Genomic DNA, 19769 nt, shown 5'->3' on the forward strand with positions numbered 1-19769 from the left:
CTATTCCGCCGGCTGCGGTTCAGGCCCGGACGCGGACCAGGCACCGGGCGTTGTTGCTGCGCTGCGCACGATCTTCGATGGCGGCGGGGCATCAGGGTCTGTGCCCGCTTCCTCTGCAATCGCTGCAGCCCGCATCGCCCGAGCGTTACCGCGCCAGGAATCCCACATGCCGACGATGCCCTTGGGCAGGAACAGGGTTACGGCGACGAAGAGGCCGCCGAGCGCAAACAGCCAGAACTCCGGCAGCAGGCCGGTGAACCAGGATTTGCCGGCATTGACCAGCAGCGCGCCGACGATCGGGCCGACAATGGTGCCGCGCCCACCGACGGCTGCCCAGATCACGACTTCGATGGAATTGGACGGCTCGAATTCGCCGGGATTGATGATGCCGACCTGCGGCACATAGAGCGCGCCGGCGATGCCGGCCATCACCGCCGAGACGGTGAAGGCAAACAGCTTCACGTTCTCCGCCCGCCAGCCGAGAAAGCGGGTGCGGCTCTCGGCATCGCGCACGGCCATCAGCAGCTTGCCGTATTTGGAGCCGACGATTGCCCAGGTGATGAATACGGCCAGCGCGAGTATGATGGCGCTGGCGGCAAACAGGGCCGAGCGGGTGGCGTCGGCCTGCACGTTGAAGCCCAGAATATCCTTGAAATCGGTCAAGCCGTTGTTGCCGCCGAAACCCATGTCGTTGCGGAAGAAGGCAAGCAGCAGCGCGTAGGTCATCGCCTGGGTGATGATGGAGAGATAGACGCCGGTGACGCGGCTGCGGAAGGCGAACCAGCCGAAGACGAAGGCAAGCAGGCCGGGCACCGCCAGCACCATGATGGCGGCGAACCAGAAATGGTCGAAACCGGTCCAGAACCAGGGCAATTCCTTGTAGTTCAGGAACACCATGAAATCGGGCAGGATCGGATTGCCATAGACGCCGCGCGAGCCGATCTGGCGCATGAGGTACATGCCCATCGCATAGCCGCCGATGGCAAAGAAGGCGCCATGGCCGAGCGAGAGGATGCCGCAATAACCCCAGACGAGATCGAGCGCCAAGGCAAGCAACGCATAGCAGAGGTACTTGCCCGTCAACGCGACGATGTAGGACGGAATATAGAATGCGCTTTGCGGCGACACTGCGAGGTTGAGCAGCGGCACGATAAGGGCGGCCGCCAGCAGGATGAAAATGGTGATGGCGATGCGACGGTCGGCACCCGCGGCGAAGAAGCGTCCGGTGATCATGTTTCCACCGCCCTGCCCTTGAGCGCGAACAGGCCGCGCGGGCGCTTCTGGATGAACAGGATGATCAGCACCAGCACGACGATCTTGCCGAGCACGGCGCCGGCATAGGGTTCGAGAACCTTGTTGACGATGCCGAGCGAGAAGGCGCCGACCAGCGTGCCCCAGAGATTGCCGACGCCGCCGAAGACCACGACCATGAAACTGTCGATGATGTAGCCGCGGCCGAGATTGGGCGAGACATTGTCGATCTGGCTGAGCGCGACGCCGGCAATGCCGGCAATGCCGGAGCCGAGCGCAAAGGTCAGCGCATCGACCCAAGGCGTCCTGATGCCCATCGAGGCGGCCATGCGGCGGTTGGCGGTGACGGCGCGCATCTGCAGGCCCCAGGGCGTGCGCTTCATAACAAAGAGCAGCACGCCGAAGACGGTGAGCGCGAAGACCAGGATCCAGAGGCGGTTCCAGGTGACGGCGAGTTGGCCGACATCGAACGATCCCGACATCCAGGAGGGGTTGCCGACCTCCTGGTTGGTCGGTCCGAAGATCGAGCGCACCGCCTGCTGCAGGACAAGCGAGACGCCCCAGGTTGCGAGCAGCGTTTCCAGCGGCCGGCCGTAGAGGAAACGGATGACGCCGCGCTCGATGATCAGGCCGACGGAAGCGGCAACCAGGAAGGCGAACGGCAGCGCGATCACCAGCGACCAGTCGAACAGGCCGGGGAATGAGGTTCGGATCACCTGCTGGACGACGAAGGTGGTGTAGGCGCCGAGCATCACCATCTCGCCATGCGCCATGTTGATGACGCCCATGACGCCGAAGGTGATGGCGAGGCCGATGGCGGCCAGCAGCAGCACCGAGCCAAGCGAGATGCCGTACCATATGTTCTGGCCGGCATCCCACAGCGCCAGGCTCGAATTGATGCTGGCGATTGCCGCCGTCGCGGCATCCTTGACCGCGCCTTGCGCATTGGCCTCGACCGCGGTGAGCAGCGAGACCGCGTCGCGGTCGCCGCGCGCGCCGATCAGGGCAATGGCGGCAAGCTTGTCGGCCTCCGGCTTATCGGAGACCAGCACCGATGCCGCGCGCGCCTGTTCGAACAATGCCTTGACCTTGGCGTCGGTCTCGGCGGCGATGGCTGCATCGAGCGGCTCGATATTGGCGGCATCGGGGGTCTTGAACATGGTGTCGGCGGCGGCGATGCGGACAGAAGGATCTTTCGCGCGCAACGTCAGCGTTCCCAGCGCATCGCGGATGACGCGGCGCAGCGTGTTGTTGACCTTGATCTTCGTGATGTCGGCCTTGGCGGCGTCGCCGGCTTTCCCGCCACTCAGCGGGTCGAGCAGCGTGACGCTGTCGGCGGCCTCACTGCCGACGAAGACGGCTGAATCGGCTTTACGGATGTAAAGGTTGCCTTCGGCGAGCGCTGCAAGCGGGCGCTCGACCAGCGGATCGCCGGTGGCGGCAAGCTCGCGCACGACGGCCTCCGTGGCGGAAAAGCCGGTGCCCGTGGCGAATTTGGCGACGATGGCGCGCAGATCGGCTTCGGCTGCGTTCGACGGCAACAGGCTTGCCACCAGGAACACCAGCATGAGGCCGAGAGTGCGCAACAGGATCATCCGTTCAGATACTCTTCTGTGGGGAAATTCCGCGTCCGGGCGGGCTGAAGCGCCCGGACGCTTGGCGGTACCGATCGTGGACGCGTCCACGATCGGTCAGTCCCGGGAGGGATCAGTTCGTGCCCTTGCCGCCGCATTTGCCGGTGGCAACGTTGAAGTTGCCGCAGGACAGAGGCGCGCGCCAATCCGAAATCAGGTCCTTGGAATCGGGCAGATAGTCGGACCATTCGTCGCCCATCACGAGGCCGGGCGTCTGCGACACGGTCTCGAACTGGCCGTCGGCCTGGATCTCGCCGATCAGCACCGGCTTGGTGATGTGATGGTTCGGCATCATGGTCGAATAGCCGCCGGTGAGGTTCGGCACGGACACGCCGACCATGGCGTCGATGACCTTGTCGGGATCGGTGGTGCCAGCCTTTTCGACCGCCTTCACCCACATGTTGAAGCCGATATAGTGAGCTTCCATCGGGTCGTTGGTGGTGCGCTTGTCATTCTTGATGAACTTGTGCCAGTCGGCGATGAACTTCTTGTTTTCGGGTGTGTCGACGCTCTCGAAATAGTTCCAGGCAGCGAGATGGCCGACCAGCGGCGCGGTATCGAGACCGGCCAGTTCTTCCTCACCGACCGAAAAGGCCATGACCGGGATGTCCTCGGCCTTGATGCCCTGGTTGCCGAGTTCCTTGTAGAACGGAACGTTGGCGTCGCCATTGACGGTCGAGACGACGGCGGTCTTCTTGCCGGCCGAGCCGAATTTCTTGATTGCGGAGACTTCGGTCTGCCAGTCGGAGAAGCCGAACGGCGTGTAGTTGACCATGATGTCTTCGGCGGCGACGCCCTTGGCCTTCAGATAGGCCTCGAGGATTTTGTTGGTGGTTCGGGGATAGACGTAGTCGGTGCCTTCCAGCACCCAGCGCTTCACCGAGCCACCGTCCTCGCTCATGAGATAATCGACGGCAGGAATCGCCTGCTGGTTCGGGGCGGCGCCGGTGTAGAACACGTTGCGCTCGCTTTCCTCGCCCTCATACTGGACGGGGTAGAACAGGATGTTGTCGAGTTCCGAGAACACCGGCAACACCGATTTGCGCGACACCGAGGTCCAGCAGCCGAACACGGCGGCGACCTTGTCCTTCGAGATCAGCTCGCGCGCCTTTTCGGCAAAGAGCGGCCAGTTGGAGGCCGGATCGACAACGACCGCCTCGAGCTTCTTGCCGAGCAGACCGCCCTTGGCATTCTGCTCTTCGATGAGCATCAGCATGGCGTCTTTCAGCGTCGTCTCCGAAATCGCCATGGTCCCCGATAGCGAATGCAGAATGCCGACCTTGATCGTGTCTTCGGCGGCCTTGGCCGGAGACGACATCGACAGGCCGGCGGCGATCACGCCCGCCGAAAACATTTTTGTTATTGTGGAGAAATTACCCCTCATACCGAAGACTCCCAAGCTGTTTGATTGCACCGCGACAATGCAAAGCAACTGCCGTGCCAAACGCGAAGGCGCCGCTCACAAAGATGGAATAGCCGAGCGTTATCAGCCGGTTGGTATATTAGCCTGGAGAAACAAAAAGGCAGCCGGTAAAAATTGATTGAGGCAAATTTGCGCAGCGCACACCACTTTTGCCTAATTTTCGCCCAATTGAGACAAATGCCTAGTTTTTGATCTCCGGCCGTGGGTTCCGGGCGAACAATGTTGCGGCACCGCGCAAAAATAGGGCAAGCTCGCCCTTCAAAAGAGAGACGTCATGACATCTCGCATCTCACGCATTTCCTGCATCCTGCTGCTGATGGCAACGAGCGGCGCCGCGCGCGCCGATTTCAGCGAGGGCAAACTTCCTGACGGCACCTATCATTGCGAGGTCTATTTGCTCGGCGCCTTCCTCAACCTCGGCGACATCACTATCAAGGGCAATGTCTATACCGGCCCGGTGACGTTCGGAACGGCGCTGCAAGGCTACAACTATCAGATGAACGCCAATGGCGAGATCACCTGGCTCGGGCCGCTGGGCGGCTATACCACCGGTGGCAACTCCGTCTCCATGACACAGGCAACACTGGACGGCGAGACCGCCCCGTCATTCGACATCATTCTGAAGCAGCCCGACGGCGCCTTCACCGCCTCGACCTGCACCAAGGGCTGAGCGATGCGTAGTGCCGCGCCCAGTTGCGGCAAAACCTTCCTCTTATGTCATGTGAATGTTGCCTAAGCAGACTAGGGGCAACGGTGCGCCGTAACATCCACCCTGAGAGGCAGACACCATGGCCAATACACCGTCTTCATCCTCCCCCGTCATCCGCGAAATCATTGCCGAGCGCGTCTCGCGCCGGTCTCTTTTGAAAGGCAGCCTCGCCTCCGGCGCGCTGATTGCCGGCGGCAGCTTTGTCGGCTCCTTGTTTGCCGGCGAAACGCATGCCGCCGCAACGCAGTCGACGCTCGGCTTTCCCGAGCTGAAGCGGGTCTACGACAAGACCCATGCCGCCGCCGAAGGCTATGAGACGACCATCGTCGCGCGCTGGGGCGATCCGCTTGCAGCTGGCCTCGCCGAATTCGACGGCAACAAGGTCGCGGCGGAGGAACAGGAAAAGCGCTTCGGCTACAATTGCGACTACATCGCCTTCATGCCGCTGCCGAAGGGCACGGTGAATTCTGATCATGGCCTGCTCTGCGTCAACAACGAATACATCTCGCCCAATGTGATGTTTCCGGGGATGACCGAGGGCGATGCCGGCAAGACGATGACCAGGGAACAGGTCGATCTCGGCATGGCCGCGATGGGCCATTCGATCGTCGAGGTGCAATTGAAGGACGGCAAGTGGGAAACCGTAGCCGACAGTCCGCTGAACCGCCGCATCACCGCCAACACCGAAATGACCGTTTCCGGACCGGTTGCCGGCCATGCGCTGATGAAGACCTCGGCCGACGCGACTGGCACCAAAGTGCTCGGCACCAGCTACAACTGCAGCGGCGGTTTCACCCCCTGGGGTACGGTGCTGACCTGCGAGGAAGGCGTGTCCGACATTTTCGGCGGCGACCCGAAAAGGGCGCCGACCGCCGACCTGCTTGACCGTTACGGCTTCGACGGCTCCGATATCTATGGCCGCGGCCGCTTCCATGACCGCTTCAACCTCGACAAGGAACCGAACGAGGCCAACCGCTTCGACTGGGTGGTCGAGATCGACCCTTACGATCCTCAGTCCAGGCCGGTGAAGCGCACGGCACTTGGCCGCATGTCGCATGAGGCCTCGACCGTGGTCCTCAACAAGGACGGCCGCGTTGTCGTCTATATGGGTGATGACGACTATTTCGAATACATGTACCGCTTCGTCTCGGCCAAGGCCTATGATAGGGCCAATCCGGCCTCCGGCGCCGATCTGCTCGACGATGGCGTGCTGTCGGTCGCCCGCTTCGATGCCGATGGCTCGATGACGTGGCTGCCGCTGGTGCACGGCCAGGGCAAGCTTACCGCCGAGAACGGTTTTGCCGACCAGGCCGAGGTGCTGTTGAAGACGCGGTTTGCGGCAGATGCGCTCGGCGCCACGCCGATGGACCGGCCAGAGGACATCGAGACCAATCCGGTGACCGGCCGCGTCTATGCGGTGATGACCAAGAACAAGAAGCGCGACCAGTCGAAGGTCAATCCGGCCAACACGCGGCCGGAAAATCTCTGGGGCCATATTGTCGAACTGATCCCGCCTGGCGGCCGCGGCGCGGACGCCGACCACAGGGCCGAAAACTATGCCTGGGACCTGTTCGTGCTCTGCGGCAACCCGAAAGATGCCAAGGTCGGCGCCACTTTTCATCCGGATACGTCGGACAATGGCTGGTTCGTCTGCCCCGACAACATCACCTTCGACCCGGCGGGGCGGCTGTGGGTGGCGACGGACGGCGCCAATGATTTCGACCTGCCGGACGGCGTCTATGGCGTCGACACCGAAGGTGCGGCGCGCGGCCTGCCGAAGCTGCTGTTCACCTGCCCGCATGGCGCCGAAGCGACCGGCCCATGCTTCACGCCGGACGGCACGACTTTGTTCCTGTCGGTGCAGCACCCTGCGGAAGATGCAGAGACGCTCGACAAGGCGCAGACGCTGTGGCCCGACTTCAGGGATGGCCAGCTGCCGCGACCGTCCGTCGTCGCCATCCGCCGCAAGGACGGACAGCCGGTCGGCGCATAGTGAGTCCTAGGAAAAAAGGGCGGAACGCGCCATGCGCGTTCCGCGTAGCGATCCCGGAGGACGGCTCAGATCGTCTTGGCCGACATTTGCGAAGCGATGTATTCGGCCTGGCGGATAGCCAGCGACACGATCGTCAGCGTCGGATTTTCAGCCGCACCGGTGGTGAACTGGCTGCCGTCCGACACGAACAGGTTTTTGATGTCGTGCGCTTGGCCGTGCTTGTTGACGACGCCGTCTTCCGCCTTTTCGCTCATCCGGTTTGTGCCGAGATTGTGGGTTGAGGGATAGGGCGGCGTCGGGAAGGAGCGCGTCGCGCCGACCGCATCGTAAAGCGCTGTGGCCTGCTTGTAGGCATGGTTGCGCATCGCCGTGTCGTTGGGATGATCATCGAAATGCACGTCCGCGATCGGCATACCGTGCGCGTCCTTCTCGTCCTTGTGCAGCGTGACGCGGTTTTCCGCGCGCGGCATGTCCTCGCCGACGATCCACAGGCCAGCCATGTGATCATAGTGGTCGAGCGCGGTGGTGAATGAACGGCCCCAGCTGCCGGGATTGAGGAAGGCGGCCATGAAGGGCAAGCCGAGCGACAGCGTCTCGAATTCATAGCCGCCGACAAAGCCGCGTGAGGGATCGTGCCGCGCCTCGTCGCGGATAATGCCGGCCATGGTGGTGCCGCGATACATATGCACCGGTTGGTCGAAAATGGCGTAGAACGAACCGGTGGTGTGGCGCATGTAGTTCTTGCCGACCTGCCCCGACGAATTGGCAAGCCCTTGCGGAAACTTCGCTGACTCGGAGTTTAGCAGCAGGCGCGGGCTTTCGATCGAGTTGCCGGCGACGGCGACAATGCGGGCCTTCTGTTCCTGCAGCTTGCCGTCCTTGTCGGCATAGACGACGCCGGTCACCTTGCCTGAGGCGTCGTGGTTGATCTTGATCGCCATGGCATTCGGCCGGACTTCGAGATGGCCGGTGGCCTCGCCCTTGGGGATCTCGGTATAGAGCGTCGACCATTTGGCGCCCCATTTGCAGCCCTGGAAGCAGAAGCCGGTCTGTTGGCAGGAGTTGCGGTCGTCCCGCTCGACCGAATTGATTGCCATGTTGCCGGTATGACATTCCTTATAGCCGAGCTTGTCGGCGCCGGCCTTGAGCACCTTGAAATTGTTGTTGCCGGGCAGGCGCGGCCAGCCATTGGTGCCGGTGACGCCCATCTTGGCTTCCGCCTTGGCGTAGTACGGCTCCATCTCGGCCAATGTGACCGGCCAGTCCAGCAGGTTGGCGCCTTCCAGCTTGCCGTAGGTCGAGAGCGTCCTGAACTCATGCTCCTGGAAGCGCAGCGAGGCGCCGGCCCAGTGCGTGGTCGAGCCGCCGACCGATTTGACGATCCAGGCCGGCAAACTGGGGAAATCCTTCGACACCCGCCAGTCGCCTGAGGTTGTGCGCTTGTCCGTCCAGGCGAGCTGGCTGAAGGAACCCCACTCGTCGTTGATGAAATCCTCGTATTCGTGGCGCGCGCCGGCCTCGAGGATGACGACATCGACGCCTTTCTGGGCGAGTTCGTTGCCGAGCGTGCCGCCGCCGGCGCCGGAGCCGATGATCACGACCACGCCGTCGTTGTTGAGATCAAATGAAGCTGCCATGGTTTCCTCCCATGAATTCCTGTTTGCGGGGTTTCAGAACGACGGAAGGGCTCAGAGCCACTCTATGTCGTCGAAACCGCGCGCGATGTAGCCGCCCTTGGAGTAGGATTCGCCCTCGTAGCCGAAAATCGGCCACACCTCCTGCTGGTTGTAGAGGCTGACGACGAGGCCGCCGCGGATGGACTGGAAGAACGGCGTCGCCTCGATCTGCTGCAGCACGGCAACGCGCTGCTCCTCCCAGCCGAGGCCGCGATAGCCGCCCTCGCCCGACTTCTTGTCGAGGTTGGCGATGCCGTCTTCGATCATCGTCTTGTAGGCAGCGTCCTTGCCGGCCTGCTCATCATGCCCTTTTACGGCGATGGCGTAGTATTTGTCGGGCACCTGATCGTGCGGATAGATGTCGCGCGCCATCTGGATCAGCGTTGCCATGGTTTCGGGCTTGAGCGCCGATGTCTCGAGCCCCCAGGCATTTTCAGGGCTGATGACGGCGCTGCCGGAAATGACGAGCAACGCGCCGATGCCGCCGCGTTTGAGAAGTTCACGACGTGAGAGCCTCGCGTCATAGATCGTGACCATTTGTTCCTCCCTGCTTGCTGTTTGCGCCCTTGAACAGCGCCGCGCGGCTGAATGCGGCTGATAATCCCCTACTGGAAGCGCCCTCCACGCTGCAGAACCTCGATCTTGTAGCCGTCGGGGTCCTCGATGAAGAAAAAGCGGGCGATCAGCGATCCGTCGCGGTTGAATTCGACGATCTTCTTGGGGTTGAGGCCGAGCGCGCCGATCCGGTCGTGTTCGCTGTCGAGATCGGACACCGAGACCGCCAGATGGCCGTAACCGTCGCCAAGCCCATAAGGCTCGGTGCGGCCCTTGTTCACGGTGAGTTCGAGCTCGAACCCCGTTTCGGCGTTGGCAAGGTAAATCAGCGTGAATGTCTCGAAATCCAGCCTGTCGGCGACATCGAGCCCGAAAGCGTTTCTGTAGAAATCGACGGATCTGGCCTCTTGGAGAACCCGGATCATGGAATGGATTGCCTTCGCCAAATCAGTCTCCGCCGCTGCATGTTGGAGGCGATTATGGGCGGCACGCGCGAAAGGTGGTGGCAGCCGGTTACCACGGCTAAATTTGCAATCGCTGCTATGCCTGCGCCTAAAGACGAAAGTCCGATTGCCGATTCGGCCCACAAGGCCGAACATGCAGGGACAACCACAACTTGAAGGCGCGACACGCTGCGCCCAAAACCAACAATATCGGGAGGTAAGGATGTGCAGGGTTTTTGCCGGGCAGGATCCGGAAGGCTATCGACAGATCAACCGGTCGATCCGCATCGATGGTCACTCTACGAGTATCCAGCTTGAAGGAACGTTCTGGGCGCTGATTGACGAAATTGCCGACAGCCAGGGCCTGACGACGCCGAAGTTCATCTCAAAACTCTATGACGAGGCGATCGAGATCAACGGCGCCATTCCCAACTTCGCGTCGATGCTGCGTACCACCTGCGCGCTCTATCTGCGCGGTCACCGGCCAGACATGGATGAGCTGACGCCGAAGCGCGAAGCGGCCTGAGGAAGCTAGCCTTCCGCCGCAACGTCGAGCCCGAGCCGCGCCATATCGGTGAACAGCGCCTGACGTTCGGAATAGGCAGTCTGTTCGCCGGTCACGATGTTGTCGACGACGGTCAGCAGCGACAGCGCGCGGGCGCCGAAATGCGCCGCGATTCGGTAGAGTGCGCTGGTTTCCATATCGACAGCGAGAGCGCCAAGCGCCTGCGCTTCGGCAAAGCGGTCGCGCCCTTCAGGGTGGTAGAAGACATCGCTGCAGATGGTCAGCCCGGCCTGGTGGTCGATGCCGAGCTGGGCGGCGCAGGCCAAAGCGTGGGCGAACAGGCCGGGATCGGGCCCGGCAGCATCGTAGAGGCCGAAGACCTGGCCGCTTTGGTCGCTTTCGGCGCGCACCGACTGCGAGATCACCAAGGAGCGCAGCGGCACGCGGGGTGTCAGGCCGCCGCAGGTACCTGTGCGGATCAGCGTTTTGACGCCGTGAACATCCAGGAGTTCATGCACATAGACCAGGAAGGACGGGCCACCGATGCCGGTGGCCTGGATGCTGATGGGACGGCCGCGATAGAGACCAGTGAAGCCGAGTGCGCCCCGGCGGCGGTTGACGCAGCGCGGTGCCTCAAGAAATGTCTTTGCCATCCACTCGGCGCGTTGCGGATCGCCCGGTAACAGCACCGTTGCGGCATAGTCGCCCCTGGCAGCCTCGTTGTGCGGCGTCACGACATGCTCCCCAATACCCGCCGCCCGTTTCGCCTGCAATCATGGCAGCGTCACGTCATTGCGCAAGCTTTGAATTAGGGCGCCCTAAGACTCCAACACATCCTTGACCACGGTGGCCAGCTGCTTGAGGGAGAACGGCTTCGGCAGGAAGCCGAATTGCGCGTCCGGCGGCAGGTTTCTGGCGAAAGCGTCTTCCGCATAGCCGGACACGAAGACGAACTTGATGTCGGGCTGGCGCTTGCGCAGTTCGCCGAGCAGCGTCGGTCCGTCCATTTCCGGCATCACCACGTCGGACACGACGATATCGACTTTGCCGCCGAGCGCCTCGAAGACTTCCAGCGCCTCGACGCCCGAGGAGGCCTCATGGACGGTATAGCCGCGCGAGGTCAGCGCCCGCGAGCCGCCCATGCGCACGGCGTCTTCGTCCTCGACGAGGAGCACAGTGGCCGAGCCCGACAGGTCCTTGGCGCTGTCGGCGGCTTTCACCGGCGCAGCCGGCGCCTCGCTGACGTAGCCGGGCTTCTTCGCCTCCACGATATGGCGCGGCAGGAAGATGCGGAAGGTCGAACCCTTGCCGACTTCGGAATCGCAGAAGATGAAACCGCCGGTCTGCTTGATGATGCCATAGACCATCGACAGGCCAAGGCCGGTGCCTTTGCCGACTTCCTTGGTGGTGAAGAACGGCTCAAAGATCTTCTTCAGCACGTCCGGGGCAATGCCCGAGCCGCTATCCTCGACCTCGACCACGACATAGTCGGCAGGCGTGAGCTCGCGGTAGGAGAAGCTCTTGCATTGTTCGGCGGTGACGTTGCGGGTGCGCACGGTGAGGTCGCCGCCGGCCGGCATCGCGTCGCGCGCGTTGACGGCCAGGTTGACCACCACCTGCTCGAACTGGCCGATATCGACCTTGACCGGCCACAAATCGCGGCCGTGGTCGACCTTCAGCTTGATCTCGTTGCCAACGAGGCGGGCAAGCAGCATCCGGAGATCGGCAAGCACGTCGGTCAGGTTCAGCACTTCCGGCCGCAATGTCTGCTTGCGCGAGAAGGCGAGCAACTGCCGCACCAGCGAGGCCGCCCGGTTGGCATTCTGCTTGATGTTCATGATGTCGGGGAAGGATGGGTCCGACGGCCGGTGATTGGTCAGCAAAAGATCCGACGCCATGATGATGGCGGTCAGCACATTGTTGAAGTCGTGGGCGATGCCGCCGGCGAGCTGTCCGACCGCCTGCATCTTCTGGCTCTGCGCCATCTGGCCCTCGAGCGCCTTCTGCTCGGTGGTCTCGACGGCATAGACGATGGCCGATTCCTCGGCGCCCTCGCCGGTGCCGTCGGCGACGGCGTTGACGTAGAAGCGGATGTGACGCTCCTCATTGCCGGGCAGCAGCGTGTCGATCGGCTCGATGTCGGCCTGCCTCAGCCGCGCCTTTTCGAACGCGGCGGCAAAGGCCGGCCGGTCGCGCTCGTGGATCACGGTGTCCAGCCGCACGCGGCGGTCGACCGCGTCGCCGTCGACGACGGAGGAAAACAGCGACAGGAACGGCGCATTGGTGCGCAGGATGCGGCCGCCATTGTCGACGGCGGCAATGGCCATCGGCGTCGAATTGAAGAAGCGAGTGAAGCGTACCTCCGAAGCCCGAAGATCGGCCGATGCGTCCTCGCCCTGGGTGCGGTTGAGCACGATGGTGCGGGTGGGACCGTTGGTCCCCTCGCGGCTGGCCGAGACCCGATGCATGAAGCGCACCGGCAGCGCCTCGCCGGTCGTCGTCGTAAGATCGAGATCGATGACGGCGTTGCGGGTGGTGCCGGGATCGGCCTTGACCGAGCGCACCAGCGCCATGCCGTCGCCGGCGACGATTTCCGGGAGTGTCACGGCGCCAGGGGTGAAGCTCGCCAGATCGATGCCCAGCCATTCGGCGAGCGTGGCGTTGATGTAGGTGACACGGCCTTCCTGGTCGGCCGAGAAGAAACCGGCCGGCGCATGGTCGAGATGGTCGATGGCCTTCTGCAAGTCGAGGAAGAAACGCTCCTGCTCGGCCCGTTCCTGCGAGATGTCGGCGAGTTGCCAGGCAAGCATCGGCAGGCGCTGACCGGGAACGCTGAAAGTACGGGCTCGCGCCCGGTACCAGCGCGCGCCGGGTTCGGCGCCCGGCCGGATCGACTGTGCCAGCCGGAACTCACCGTCGCCGGCCTGGCCATCGCGCAAGCCCGAGGCCAGCCGGTATATGGTCACCGAAGCTTCGGGGACATCGGAAAGCAGGCCTTCGACCGTCTTCAGATCGGCGGCCGACGCAGCCCCGGTCATCTCGGCATAGGCCCGGTTGGCGTAGACCACGCGGCCCTTCGTGTCGGTGACGATCAGGCCCTGCGACATGGAATCGACGAAGGCCTTCGACAGTTCATCCCCGGTCGAACGCGGCGCGATCTGCACGAAGCCGATGGCCGTGGCGAACAGGAAGCCGACGCCGATCATGGCAAGCACGCCCAGCATGCCGAGCAGGAACGGATCGCCAAGACGCTCGCGGAAAATGCCGAAAACGATCGCGGCCCCGGTCAGGACGATGATGAACACGATGAGCCGGGTAACCGCGCCTGGCCGCGTGTTCTGATCGACGATCGGTACCGGATAGAAATCGCCGCGCGTTTCCCTGGCCATATGCCCCCTGCTCGTGAGTTGTCCGACACCGCCCCCGGCCGGTTGAATCACATTCTCCTAATCCGGAAAAGGCCCTGGCGGCAAATGTCGGATAAAAATGACGCGTCGGTGTTTTCAAGCTGTTCACGAAGCGTGAAGGCAACTTGCGGTGGCTGGCCGCAACGGTCTAGTGTCCCTCCACTTCAAAAGCCGATTGGGGGCACCGATGCAGTGGCTGGATAATGTGGCGGGTCCCGGATATGCCGCAGCGCTGCTGTGGACGTTTGCTGCCCTTGTCCTGCTGGTCATCGTGCTCATCATCATCAGGCTGGTCCGCAACCTGACCTTCGGCACCTTCGTTGCCGGCGGCAGGAACCGCAAGACACGGCTGGCGGTCATGGACGCGACGGCGGTCGACAGCCACCGCCGGCTGGTGCTCATCCGTCGCGACGACATCGAACACCTGCTTTTGATCGGCGGCCCGACCGACGTTGTCGTCGAGCGCGATATCAGACTTGCAGCGCCACGCCGTCCGGCATTGACCGGCGATGGCGGTGTTGGCCAGCAGCAACAGGCGCCGCGGCCGCGCGCAGCACAACCCGCTCCCACCGCGCCCGCAAGGCAGGCGCCACCGCCGCAACCGGTAAGGGCTGCTCCAGCCGCCGTTCCGCCGCGCCAGGCCGCGCCGGCGCCGAAACCGGCTCAAATCTACCAGGCGAGCAATGTGACACCGCTGCCGGCCTATGGCTCCGCCGCCAATACTGCCCGGCAGGCCCCGCCACCGAAGCATGAGTCCATCGACGATACCCTGATGCGGGAGCTCGAGGTCTCGCTCGACGATTCGCACCCCAAACCGGCAAGCAAGCCGGCTGCGAAGGCACCGCAGTCTCTCGACGACGAGATGACCAAGCTGCTCGGCGAACTCGCCAGCCAGAAACGGTAAAGCCCGGCGAACCGTCACATCTTGCCGATTCCCGATCGAACGCCGCTTAAGCGTGTCGTCCGTTTCAGCGCGACGCGCTTTAACTTGGGGGCGGACTAAACCCTTCGGCCAAAAACAGAAATGGCCGGGAAACCCGGCCATTTCTGATGAAACAGTCCTGCCTGACGGCAGCGGCTCAATCGTCGCGATAGACCTTCTCGCGGCGTTCGTGGCGCTCCTGCGCTTCGATCGACAAGGTCGCGATCGGACGCGCATCCAGCCGCTTCAGCGCGATCGGCTCGCCGGTTTCCTCGCAATAGCCGTATGTGCCTTCATCGATGCGCTGCAGCGCCGAATCGATCTTTGAAATGAGCTTGCGCTGGCGGTCGCGGGCCCGAAGCTCGATGGCGCGGTCGGTTTCCGAGGAAGCGCGATCGGCGAGATCGGGATGGTTGGCGTTTTCCTGCTGCAGGATTTCGAGGGTTTCGCGCGCTTCGCGCAGTATGTCGGTCTTCCAGGTGACGAGCTTCAGGCGAAAGTAGGATTTCTGCCGTTCGTTCATGAACGGCTCGTCTTCGGAGGGTACGTAATTGGCTGTAACGATATCGTTCATTCGACTCACCCAACAACCCCAAATTTGGCGCCTATATATTCGCGCAGAGAAGGCTGCACAAGCGTAATCCGCGCGCGTTTCACGCAATTGTTAATGCCCGCGCGGGCGATCCGTAGCAAAGCCTTCCATAGCAAGGGCGCGGGCGAATTCGCACATGATTCGTTGCGCTTGGGCGGCGCGGCCCATTGTGCCTCAGGCCTTTCTCGTGGCTAATCCAGTTGTGTCATTGGTGGGCAGCACACCATTGGGGGTCCGGTGAGCAGACTGTATCTGTTGAGGCATGCGAAGGCTGGCTGGGCCCTGCCCGGCGTGCGCGACTTCGATCGCCCGCTCGACGCATCCGGCATTGCCGATGCCGAAATGATGGGGACGGCGATGCGTGCCCGCAACTACATCCCCGATATCACGCTATGCTCCAACGCCAAGCGGGCGCGCCAGACGCTGGAAGGCATCGCCGCCCACACCGATACCGGCCGGGTGCTGTTCTTCGACACGCTCTACACCGAGGATGCCGCCGGCTACCTCGCCATCATCCGCAGCAATGGCGGGCCGGGCTCGCTGCTCGTCATCGGCCACAATCCGATGACGGAAGACCTTGCCATGGCGGTCTCGGGCGACGGCGACGAGGCTGCTCGGGCCATCATGAACCATGGTTTCCCGACCTCCGGCCTTGCGGTCGTGCGCTTCAGCGGCAACCTTGCGGAAGCCTCGCAAGGCGCCGGCTACCTCGAAGCCTTCCTGACGCCCGTCGATCTCTGAGCCGAGCCGGCCGAGACCGGGCGCCATTTCAAACTTGAACCGCAAAGCCTATATCGGGCGCAGGAGCACGCCTGAGAGAACAGATTTTGGCATCATCGCTGACCACTTTCACCGACGAAGCGAGAATTGCCCTGGATACGCTGTCGGGGCGTGCGAGCGGGCTTTTTTCGCCGTCGCTTCGGCTGGGCGTCACCGGCCTGTCCCGGGCCGGCAAGACGGTGTTCATCTCGGCTCTCGTCCACAATCTCATCCATGGCGGGCGCCTGCCGCTGTTCGAGGCGCAGAAGTCGGGACGGATCGCTCGCGCCTTCCTCGAGGAACAGCCGGACGATGCCGTGCCGCGTTTTCAGTACGAGGACCATATCTCCGCCCTGGTCAACGACCGCATCTGGCCGGACTCGACGCGCGCCATTTCGGAACTCAGGCTCACCATCGAATATGAGTTTGCCTCCGGTTGGAACCGGATGTTTTCCAGCGGCCGATTGTCGGTCGACATCGTCGACTACCCCGGCGAATGGCTGCTCGACCTGCCGCTGCTCGGCAAATCCTTCGCCGATTTTTCGCGCGAGGCGTTCGAGATGGCGATGCTGCCGGTGCGGGCCGACGTGTCGCAGGACTGGCGGACGCTGTCGGCGACCATCGACCCCAATGCCGATGCCGACGAGATGACGGCGCGACGCCTCGCCGAGAGCTTTGCCGCCTACCTCAAGGCCTGCAAGCTCGACCAGCGGGCGCTTTCGACCTTGCCGCCCGGCCGTTTCCTGATGCCTGGCGACCTCGAGGGATCGCCGGCGCTGACCTTCGCGCCCTTGCTGCTCAAGGGTGAGAAACGGCCGCGCTCCGGCTCGCTGCAAGCGATGATGGAGCGCCGCTACGAGGCCTACAAGACGCATGTGGTGAAACCGTTCTTCCGCGAACACATCACCCGCCTCGACCGCCAGATCGTGGTGATCGACGCCATGCAGGCGCTGAACGCCGGCCCTGGCGCGATGGCCGACCTGGAACGCGCGGTGACCGAAATCCTCTCCTGTTTCCGTCCTGGCCGAGGCAATTTCCTCACCGACCTGTTTTCACGCCGCATCGACCGCATCCTGGTTGCCGCGACCAAGGCCGACCATTTGCATCACGAAAGCCATGACCGGCTGCAGGCAATCGTGCGGCGGCTTGCCGACCGCGCCGTGGCGCGGGCAAATTTCACCGGTGCCGATGTCGACGTGGTCGCCATGGCGGCGGTGCGCGCGACGCGCGAAGGCACGGTCAAGCAAGGCCGCGACACCCTGCCGGTGATCATCGGCACGCCGCTGAAAGGCGAGAAGATCAACGACGAAACCTTCGATGGCAAAACCGAAACCGCGATATTTCCGGGGGACTTGCCGGAAAAAATTGATGAGGTTTTCGACGTTTCCGAATCTGACCATCGGCAGAGCAGCGACGATCCGGCGATCCGTTTCGTGCGCTTTCGCCCGCCAAAGCTCGAACGCACCGCCGAAGGCGTCACGCTGTCGCTGCCGCATATCAGGCTCGACCGCGCCTTGCAGTTCCTGATCGGAGACCATCTGGCATGACCGCGCCCCGCAGACCGGCAGCTTTCCGCATCGAGCCGGAGGCCGGACCGAAGCAGGAAACGCGCCGCCCCCATGCCGAGCCGCCGCGCAAGCCGCGCGCCGTCGTCGTGCCGGCCGAGATCGATGTCTTCGACGAACCCGACATTGTCGCCGCCGAACCGCCGCCGGCGACCGCACCGCGCAGGCGCTCGCTGTTTTCCAGCCTGTTTTTCGGCGCGGCCGGCGTGCTGGTTTCGCTCGCCGTCGGCCTGTGGACCGACCAGCTCATCCGCGACCTGTTCGAGCGCGCAGAGTGGCTGGGTTGGCTGGCAGCGGCAATGGCCGCAATTGTCGTGTTGGCGCTCGCGGTCGTGCTGGTGCGGGAATTCCTGGCTATTGCCCGGCTGGCCGAGGTCGAAAAACTGCAAAAGCGGGCGCTCGATGCCGTGGCGCGCGACGATCCGAAGGCTGCAAGGGCCGTCGTCGAAGAGCTTTCGGCCTTTGTCGCTGCGAAACCCGAAACCGCGGCCGGCAGGCGCTCCCTGGCCGAATTGCGCGGCGAGATCATCGACGGCGGCAATCTGGTGCGACTGGCCGAGGCCGAGATTCTCGGGCCGCTCGATGCGAGAGCCAAGGTGATGATCCTCGAAGCAGCCAAACGCGTGTCGCTGGTCACCGCCGTCAGCCCCCGCGCACTCGTAGACGTTGCCTATGTCGTGTTCGAGGCCGGGCGCCTGATCCGCCGCTTGTCCGAACTCTACGGCGGCAGGCCGGGCACGCTGGGCTTTTTCCGGCTGGCGCGCAGCGTTCTTGCCCATCTGGCGGTGACCGGCTCGATCGCCGTCGGCGACAGCTTCGTCCAGCAGATCGTCGGCCATGGGCTTGCCGCCCGACTGTCGGCGAAACTCGGCGAAGGCGTGGTAAACGGCATGATGACGGCGCGTATTGGCATTGCTGCCATGGAGACGGCGCGGCCCCTGCCCTTCATTGCCGGCAGGCGGCCGGGTATGGGCGATTTCCTGTCGGCGCTGACCTCGTTTGCGGCCAAAAAAGAGAATGAAGCACCCGCCTCAAGCAAGTGAACGCCCTCTCGCGGTCACCAAGCATTAACCAATCTTGTTCATGGTCGTCCAACAACAGCCTCCTTGTTGCCGGGTGTCGTCTATGAAAAGCGTAATCTTGTCCTGCGTCCTGCCCCTGGTCGCGCTTGCAGCACCTCTGGGCCCGACCGGGAAAGCCTTTGCAGCCGAGCCCGACAAGCAGTTCTTCCGCACCGTTGAAGGCAAATGGGTCGGCCCGGGCGAAATCATCGCCGGCAAATACAAGGGCACGAAGTTCACCTGCAGCTTCGACGGCTCGACGCCGGACAACAAGACCGGCATGACGCTCGATGGCGACTGCCGCGTCGGTGTCTTCACCCAGAAAATGTCGGCGACCGTCGAGCGCAAGGGCCGCGACTACAAGGGCAATTTCATGGGCGGCGCCGCGGGGTCGGGCCTGGACATCATCGGCGGCAATGTGGTCGATGCCCGCAAAGTCGTCTTCACCATCAACCGCAACCAATTGCGCGGCGTCATGCAGGCCCGCATTCCCGACGACAATTCGATGACGGTGACTATCGCCGTGCGCGTCGACCAGCAGCTGGTGCCGGTCATCGGTATGAGCCTCAAGCGCGTCGATGCCGTCGAAGTTGGCTCCATCGCCAAAAACTGACTCTCAAGCGGTTCCCCCAAAATGCGCGGAACGGGGTTGCACTGCGCGATAGCTGTTCCGCTCAGCTCGATGTCGGGAAATGACAGGCCACCTTGCGGCCAGGTTGGCGCTCCTCAAGCACGGGCCGCTCGGTGCGGCACCTTTCTGCCGCGATCGGACATGTGGCGCGCAACCGACGATGTCAGCGTCTCCGACGGCCCAAGCCACAGCAAGGCCAACGTGTCAGGGTCCTGTGCGTGCCGGCCGTCCTTCGTGTCAGCGCGATGCGCTTTAAGAACGCCAGCAAAAAAGGCGGCGGCTACTCGAGCCACCGCCTTTCTCAATTTCCGAACGAAGAATCAGCCCTTGATGGCGGCCGTCAGCTCGTCATAGGCCTTGCAGGCGTCGGCCGGCGTGGTGGCGCCCTGATATTTGGTCGTCACAGCCTGCACCTTGGCGGTTAGGTCGGCGGCCTTGGACGGATCCTTGGTGATCGCCTCCTGCAGCGCGGCGGTCATCTCCTGCGCCTTCTTGGCGGCAATCTCCTGCGTGCATTCAGGCGCCTTCGAACAGGCCGATGCGGCAAGCATGGCGACACCCACGCCGACGAGCAAAAACTTCTTCATGTCAGTCATTCTCCTCACGAAGGCAGAACTTGATCGTCGCTGCCTTCCAACGGCCG

Annotated in this window: 18 protein-coding genes; 8 read left to right on the top strand and 10 right to left on the bottom strand. The window is 63.2% G+C overall.

What is annotated here, in order from left to right:
- The 3 genes from urtC to urtA all read right to left on the bottom strand — a co-directional run bounded on the left by urtC (position 1) and on the right by urtA (position 4269).
- Entirely contained in the window at positions 1–1233 is a 1233-nt protein-coding gene (gene urtC / locus ACYG9Y_RS12485) for an urea ABC transporter permease subunit UrtC (RefSeq protein WP_023739987.1), read from the bottom strand.
- Positions 1230–2846 (bottom strand): urea ABC transporter permease subunit UrtB, encoded by a 1617-nt coding sequence (urtB, locus tag ACYG9Y_RS12490; protein ID WP_023739988.1) that lies wholly within the window; start codon positions 2844–2846, stop codon positions 1230–1232. The genes urtC and urtB overlap by 4 nt, the downstream gene beginning before the upstream one ends.
- A gap of 112 nt (positions 2847–2958) precedes the next feature.
- Positions 2959–4269, bottom strand: a complete 1311-nt coding sequence (gene urtA, locus ACYG9Y_RS12495) for an urea ABC transporter substrate-binding protein (RefSeq protein ID WP_023684621.1) — start codon at positions 4267–4269, stop codon at positions 2959–2961.
- Between the two features lie 313 nt (positions 4270–4582).
- Between urtA and ACYG9Y_RS12500 the strand changes: the two genes are divergently transcribed.
- On the top strand, positions 4583–4978 hold the full coding sequence (locus ACYG9Y_RS12500) for a hypothetical protein (RefSeq protein WP_023684620.1): 396 nt from the start codon (positions 4583–4585) through the stop codon (positions 4976–4978).
- 118 nt (positions 4979–5096) lie between these two features.
- Positions 5097–7010 carry a PhoX family protein gene (locus tag ACYG9Y_RS12505; RefSeq protein WP_031253372.1) on the top strand — a complete coding sequence of 638 codons (1914 nt, stop codon included), beginning with the start codon at positions 5097–5099 and terminating at the stop codon, positions 7008–7010.
- A gap of 65 nt (positions 7011–7075) precedes the next feature.
- Here the strand turns inward: ACYG9Y_RS12505 and ACYG9Y_RS12510 are convergent, their stop codons facing one another.
- The 3 genes from ACYG9Y_RS12510 to ACYG9Y_RS12520 all read right to left on the bottom strand — a co-directional run bounded on the left by ACYG9Y_RS12510 (position 7076) and on the right by ACYG9Y_RS12520 (position 9687).
- On the bottom strand, positions 7076–8647 hold the full coding sequence (locus ACYG9Y_RS12510) for a GMC family oxidoreductase (protein ID WP_023739990.1): 1572 nt from the start codon (positions 8645–8647) through the stop codon (positions 7076–7078).
- Between the two features lie 51 nt (positions 8648–8698).
- Positions 8699–9223 (bottom strand): twin-arginine translocation pathway signal, encoded by a 525-nt coding sequence (locus tag ACYG9Y_RS12515; protein ID WP_023684617.1) that lies wholly within the window; start codon positions 9221–9223, stop codon positions 8699–8701.
- Between the two features lie 68 nt (positions 9224–9291).
- The gene (locus ACYG9Y_RS12520; protein ID WP_023684616.1) at positions 9292–9687 is read right to left on the bottom strand and encodes a VOC family protein; all 396 of its coding nucleotides are present in this window, start codon (positions 9685–9687) and stop codon (positions 9292–9294) included.
- A 220-nt stretch (positions 9688–9907) separates the two neighbouring features.
- Here ACYG9Y_RS12520 and ACYG9Y_RS12525 point away from each other — a divergent pair, with 220 nt between their 5' ends.
- Complete coding sequence (locus ACYG9Y_RS12525; protein ID WP_023739991.1) at positions 9908–10210, top strand: ribbon-helix-helix domain-containing protein; 303 nt, start codon at positions 9908–9910, stop codon at positions 10208–10210.
- A 5-nt stretch (positions 10211–10215) separates the two neighbouring features.
- Here ACYG9Y_RS12525 and ACYG9Y_RS12530 read toward each other — a convergent pair whose 3' ends face one another.
- Together ACYG9Y_RS12530 and cckA are read right to left on the bottom strand one after the other, a co-directional pair.
- Positions 10216–10923: a purine-nucleoside phosphorylase gene (locus ACYG9Y_RS12530; RefSeq protein WP_023739992.1), complete on the bottom strand. Its 708-nt coding sequence runs from the start codon at positions 10921–10923 to the stop codon at positions 10216–10218.
- 84 nt (positions 10924–11007) lie between these two features.
- On the bottom strand, positions 11008–13578 hold the full coding sequence (gene cckA, locus ACYG9Y_RS12535) for a cell cycle histidine kinase CckA (protein ID WP_023739993.1): 2571 nt from the start codon (positions 13576–13578) through the stop codon (positions 11008–11010).
- 205 nt (positions 13579–13783) lie between these two features.
- On the opposite strand from cckA, the gene ACYG9Y_RS12540 reads away from it, so the two are divergent.
- A complete protein-coding gene (locus ACYG9Y_RS12540; RefSeq protein WP_023693371.1) occupies positions 13784–14500 on the top strand; it encodes a flagellar biosynthetic protein FliO in 717 nt (238 codons plus the stop codon).
- 175 nt (positions 14501–14675) lie between these two features.
- Here the strand turns inward: ACYG9Y_RS12540 and dksA are convergent, their stop codons facing one another.
- Complete coding sequence (gene dksA / locus ACYG9Y_RS12545) at positions 14676–15092, bottom strand: RNA polymerase-binding protein DksA (protein WP_023673491.1); 417 nt, start codon at positions 15090–15092, stop codon at positions 14676–14678.
- Positions 15093–15347: 255 nt separating this feature from the next.
- On the opposite strand from dksA, the gene ACYG9Y_RS12550 reads away from it, so the two are divergent.
- The 4 genes from ACYG9Y_RS12550 (at position 15348) to ACYG9Y_RS12565 (ending at position 19108) form a co-directional block, all read left to right on the top strand.
- On the top strand, positions 15348–15851 hold the full coding sequence (locus ACYG9Y_RS12550) for a SixA phosphatase family protein (protein WP_023739994.1): 504 nt from the start codon (positions 15348–15350) through the stop codon (positions 15849–15851).
- A gap of 86 nt (positions 15852–15937) precedes the next feature.
- Positions 15938–17416: a YcjX family GTP-binding protein gene (locus ACYG9Y_RS12555; protein WP_460223125.1), complete on the top strand. Its 1479-nt coding sequence runs from the start codon at positions 15938–15940 to the stop codon at positions 17414–17416.
- Entirely contained in the window at positions 17413–18477 is a 1065-nt protein-coding gene (locus tag ACYG9Y_RS12560; RefSeq protein ID WP_023685990.1) for a YcjF family protein, read from the top strand. Before ACYG9Y_RS12555 ends, ACYG9Y_RS12560 begins: the two co-directional genes overlap by 4 nt.
- Positions 18478–18559: 82 nt before the next feature.
- Positions 18560–19108 carry a hypothetical protein gene (locus ACYG9Y_RS12565; protein ID WP_023673495.1) on the top strand — a complete coding sequence of 183 codons (549 nt, stop codon included), beginning with the start codon at positions 18560–18562 and terminating at the stop codon, positions 19106–19108.
- A 338-nt stretch (positions 19109–19446) separates the two neighbouring features.
- On the opposite strand, the gene ACYG9Y_RS12570 is transcribed toward ACYG9Y_RS12565, so the two are convergent.
- Complete coding sequence (locus ACYG9Y_RS12570) at positions 19447–19713, bottom strand: hypothetical protein (protein WP_023688654.1); 267 nt, start codon at positions 19711–19713, stop codon at positions 19447–19449.
- Between the last annotated feature and the right edge of the window lie 56 nt (positions 19714–19769).

The organism is Mesorhizobium sp. W050 (genome assembly GCF_054719535.1).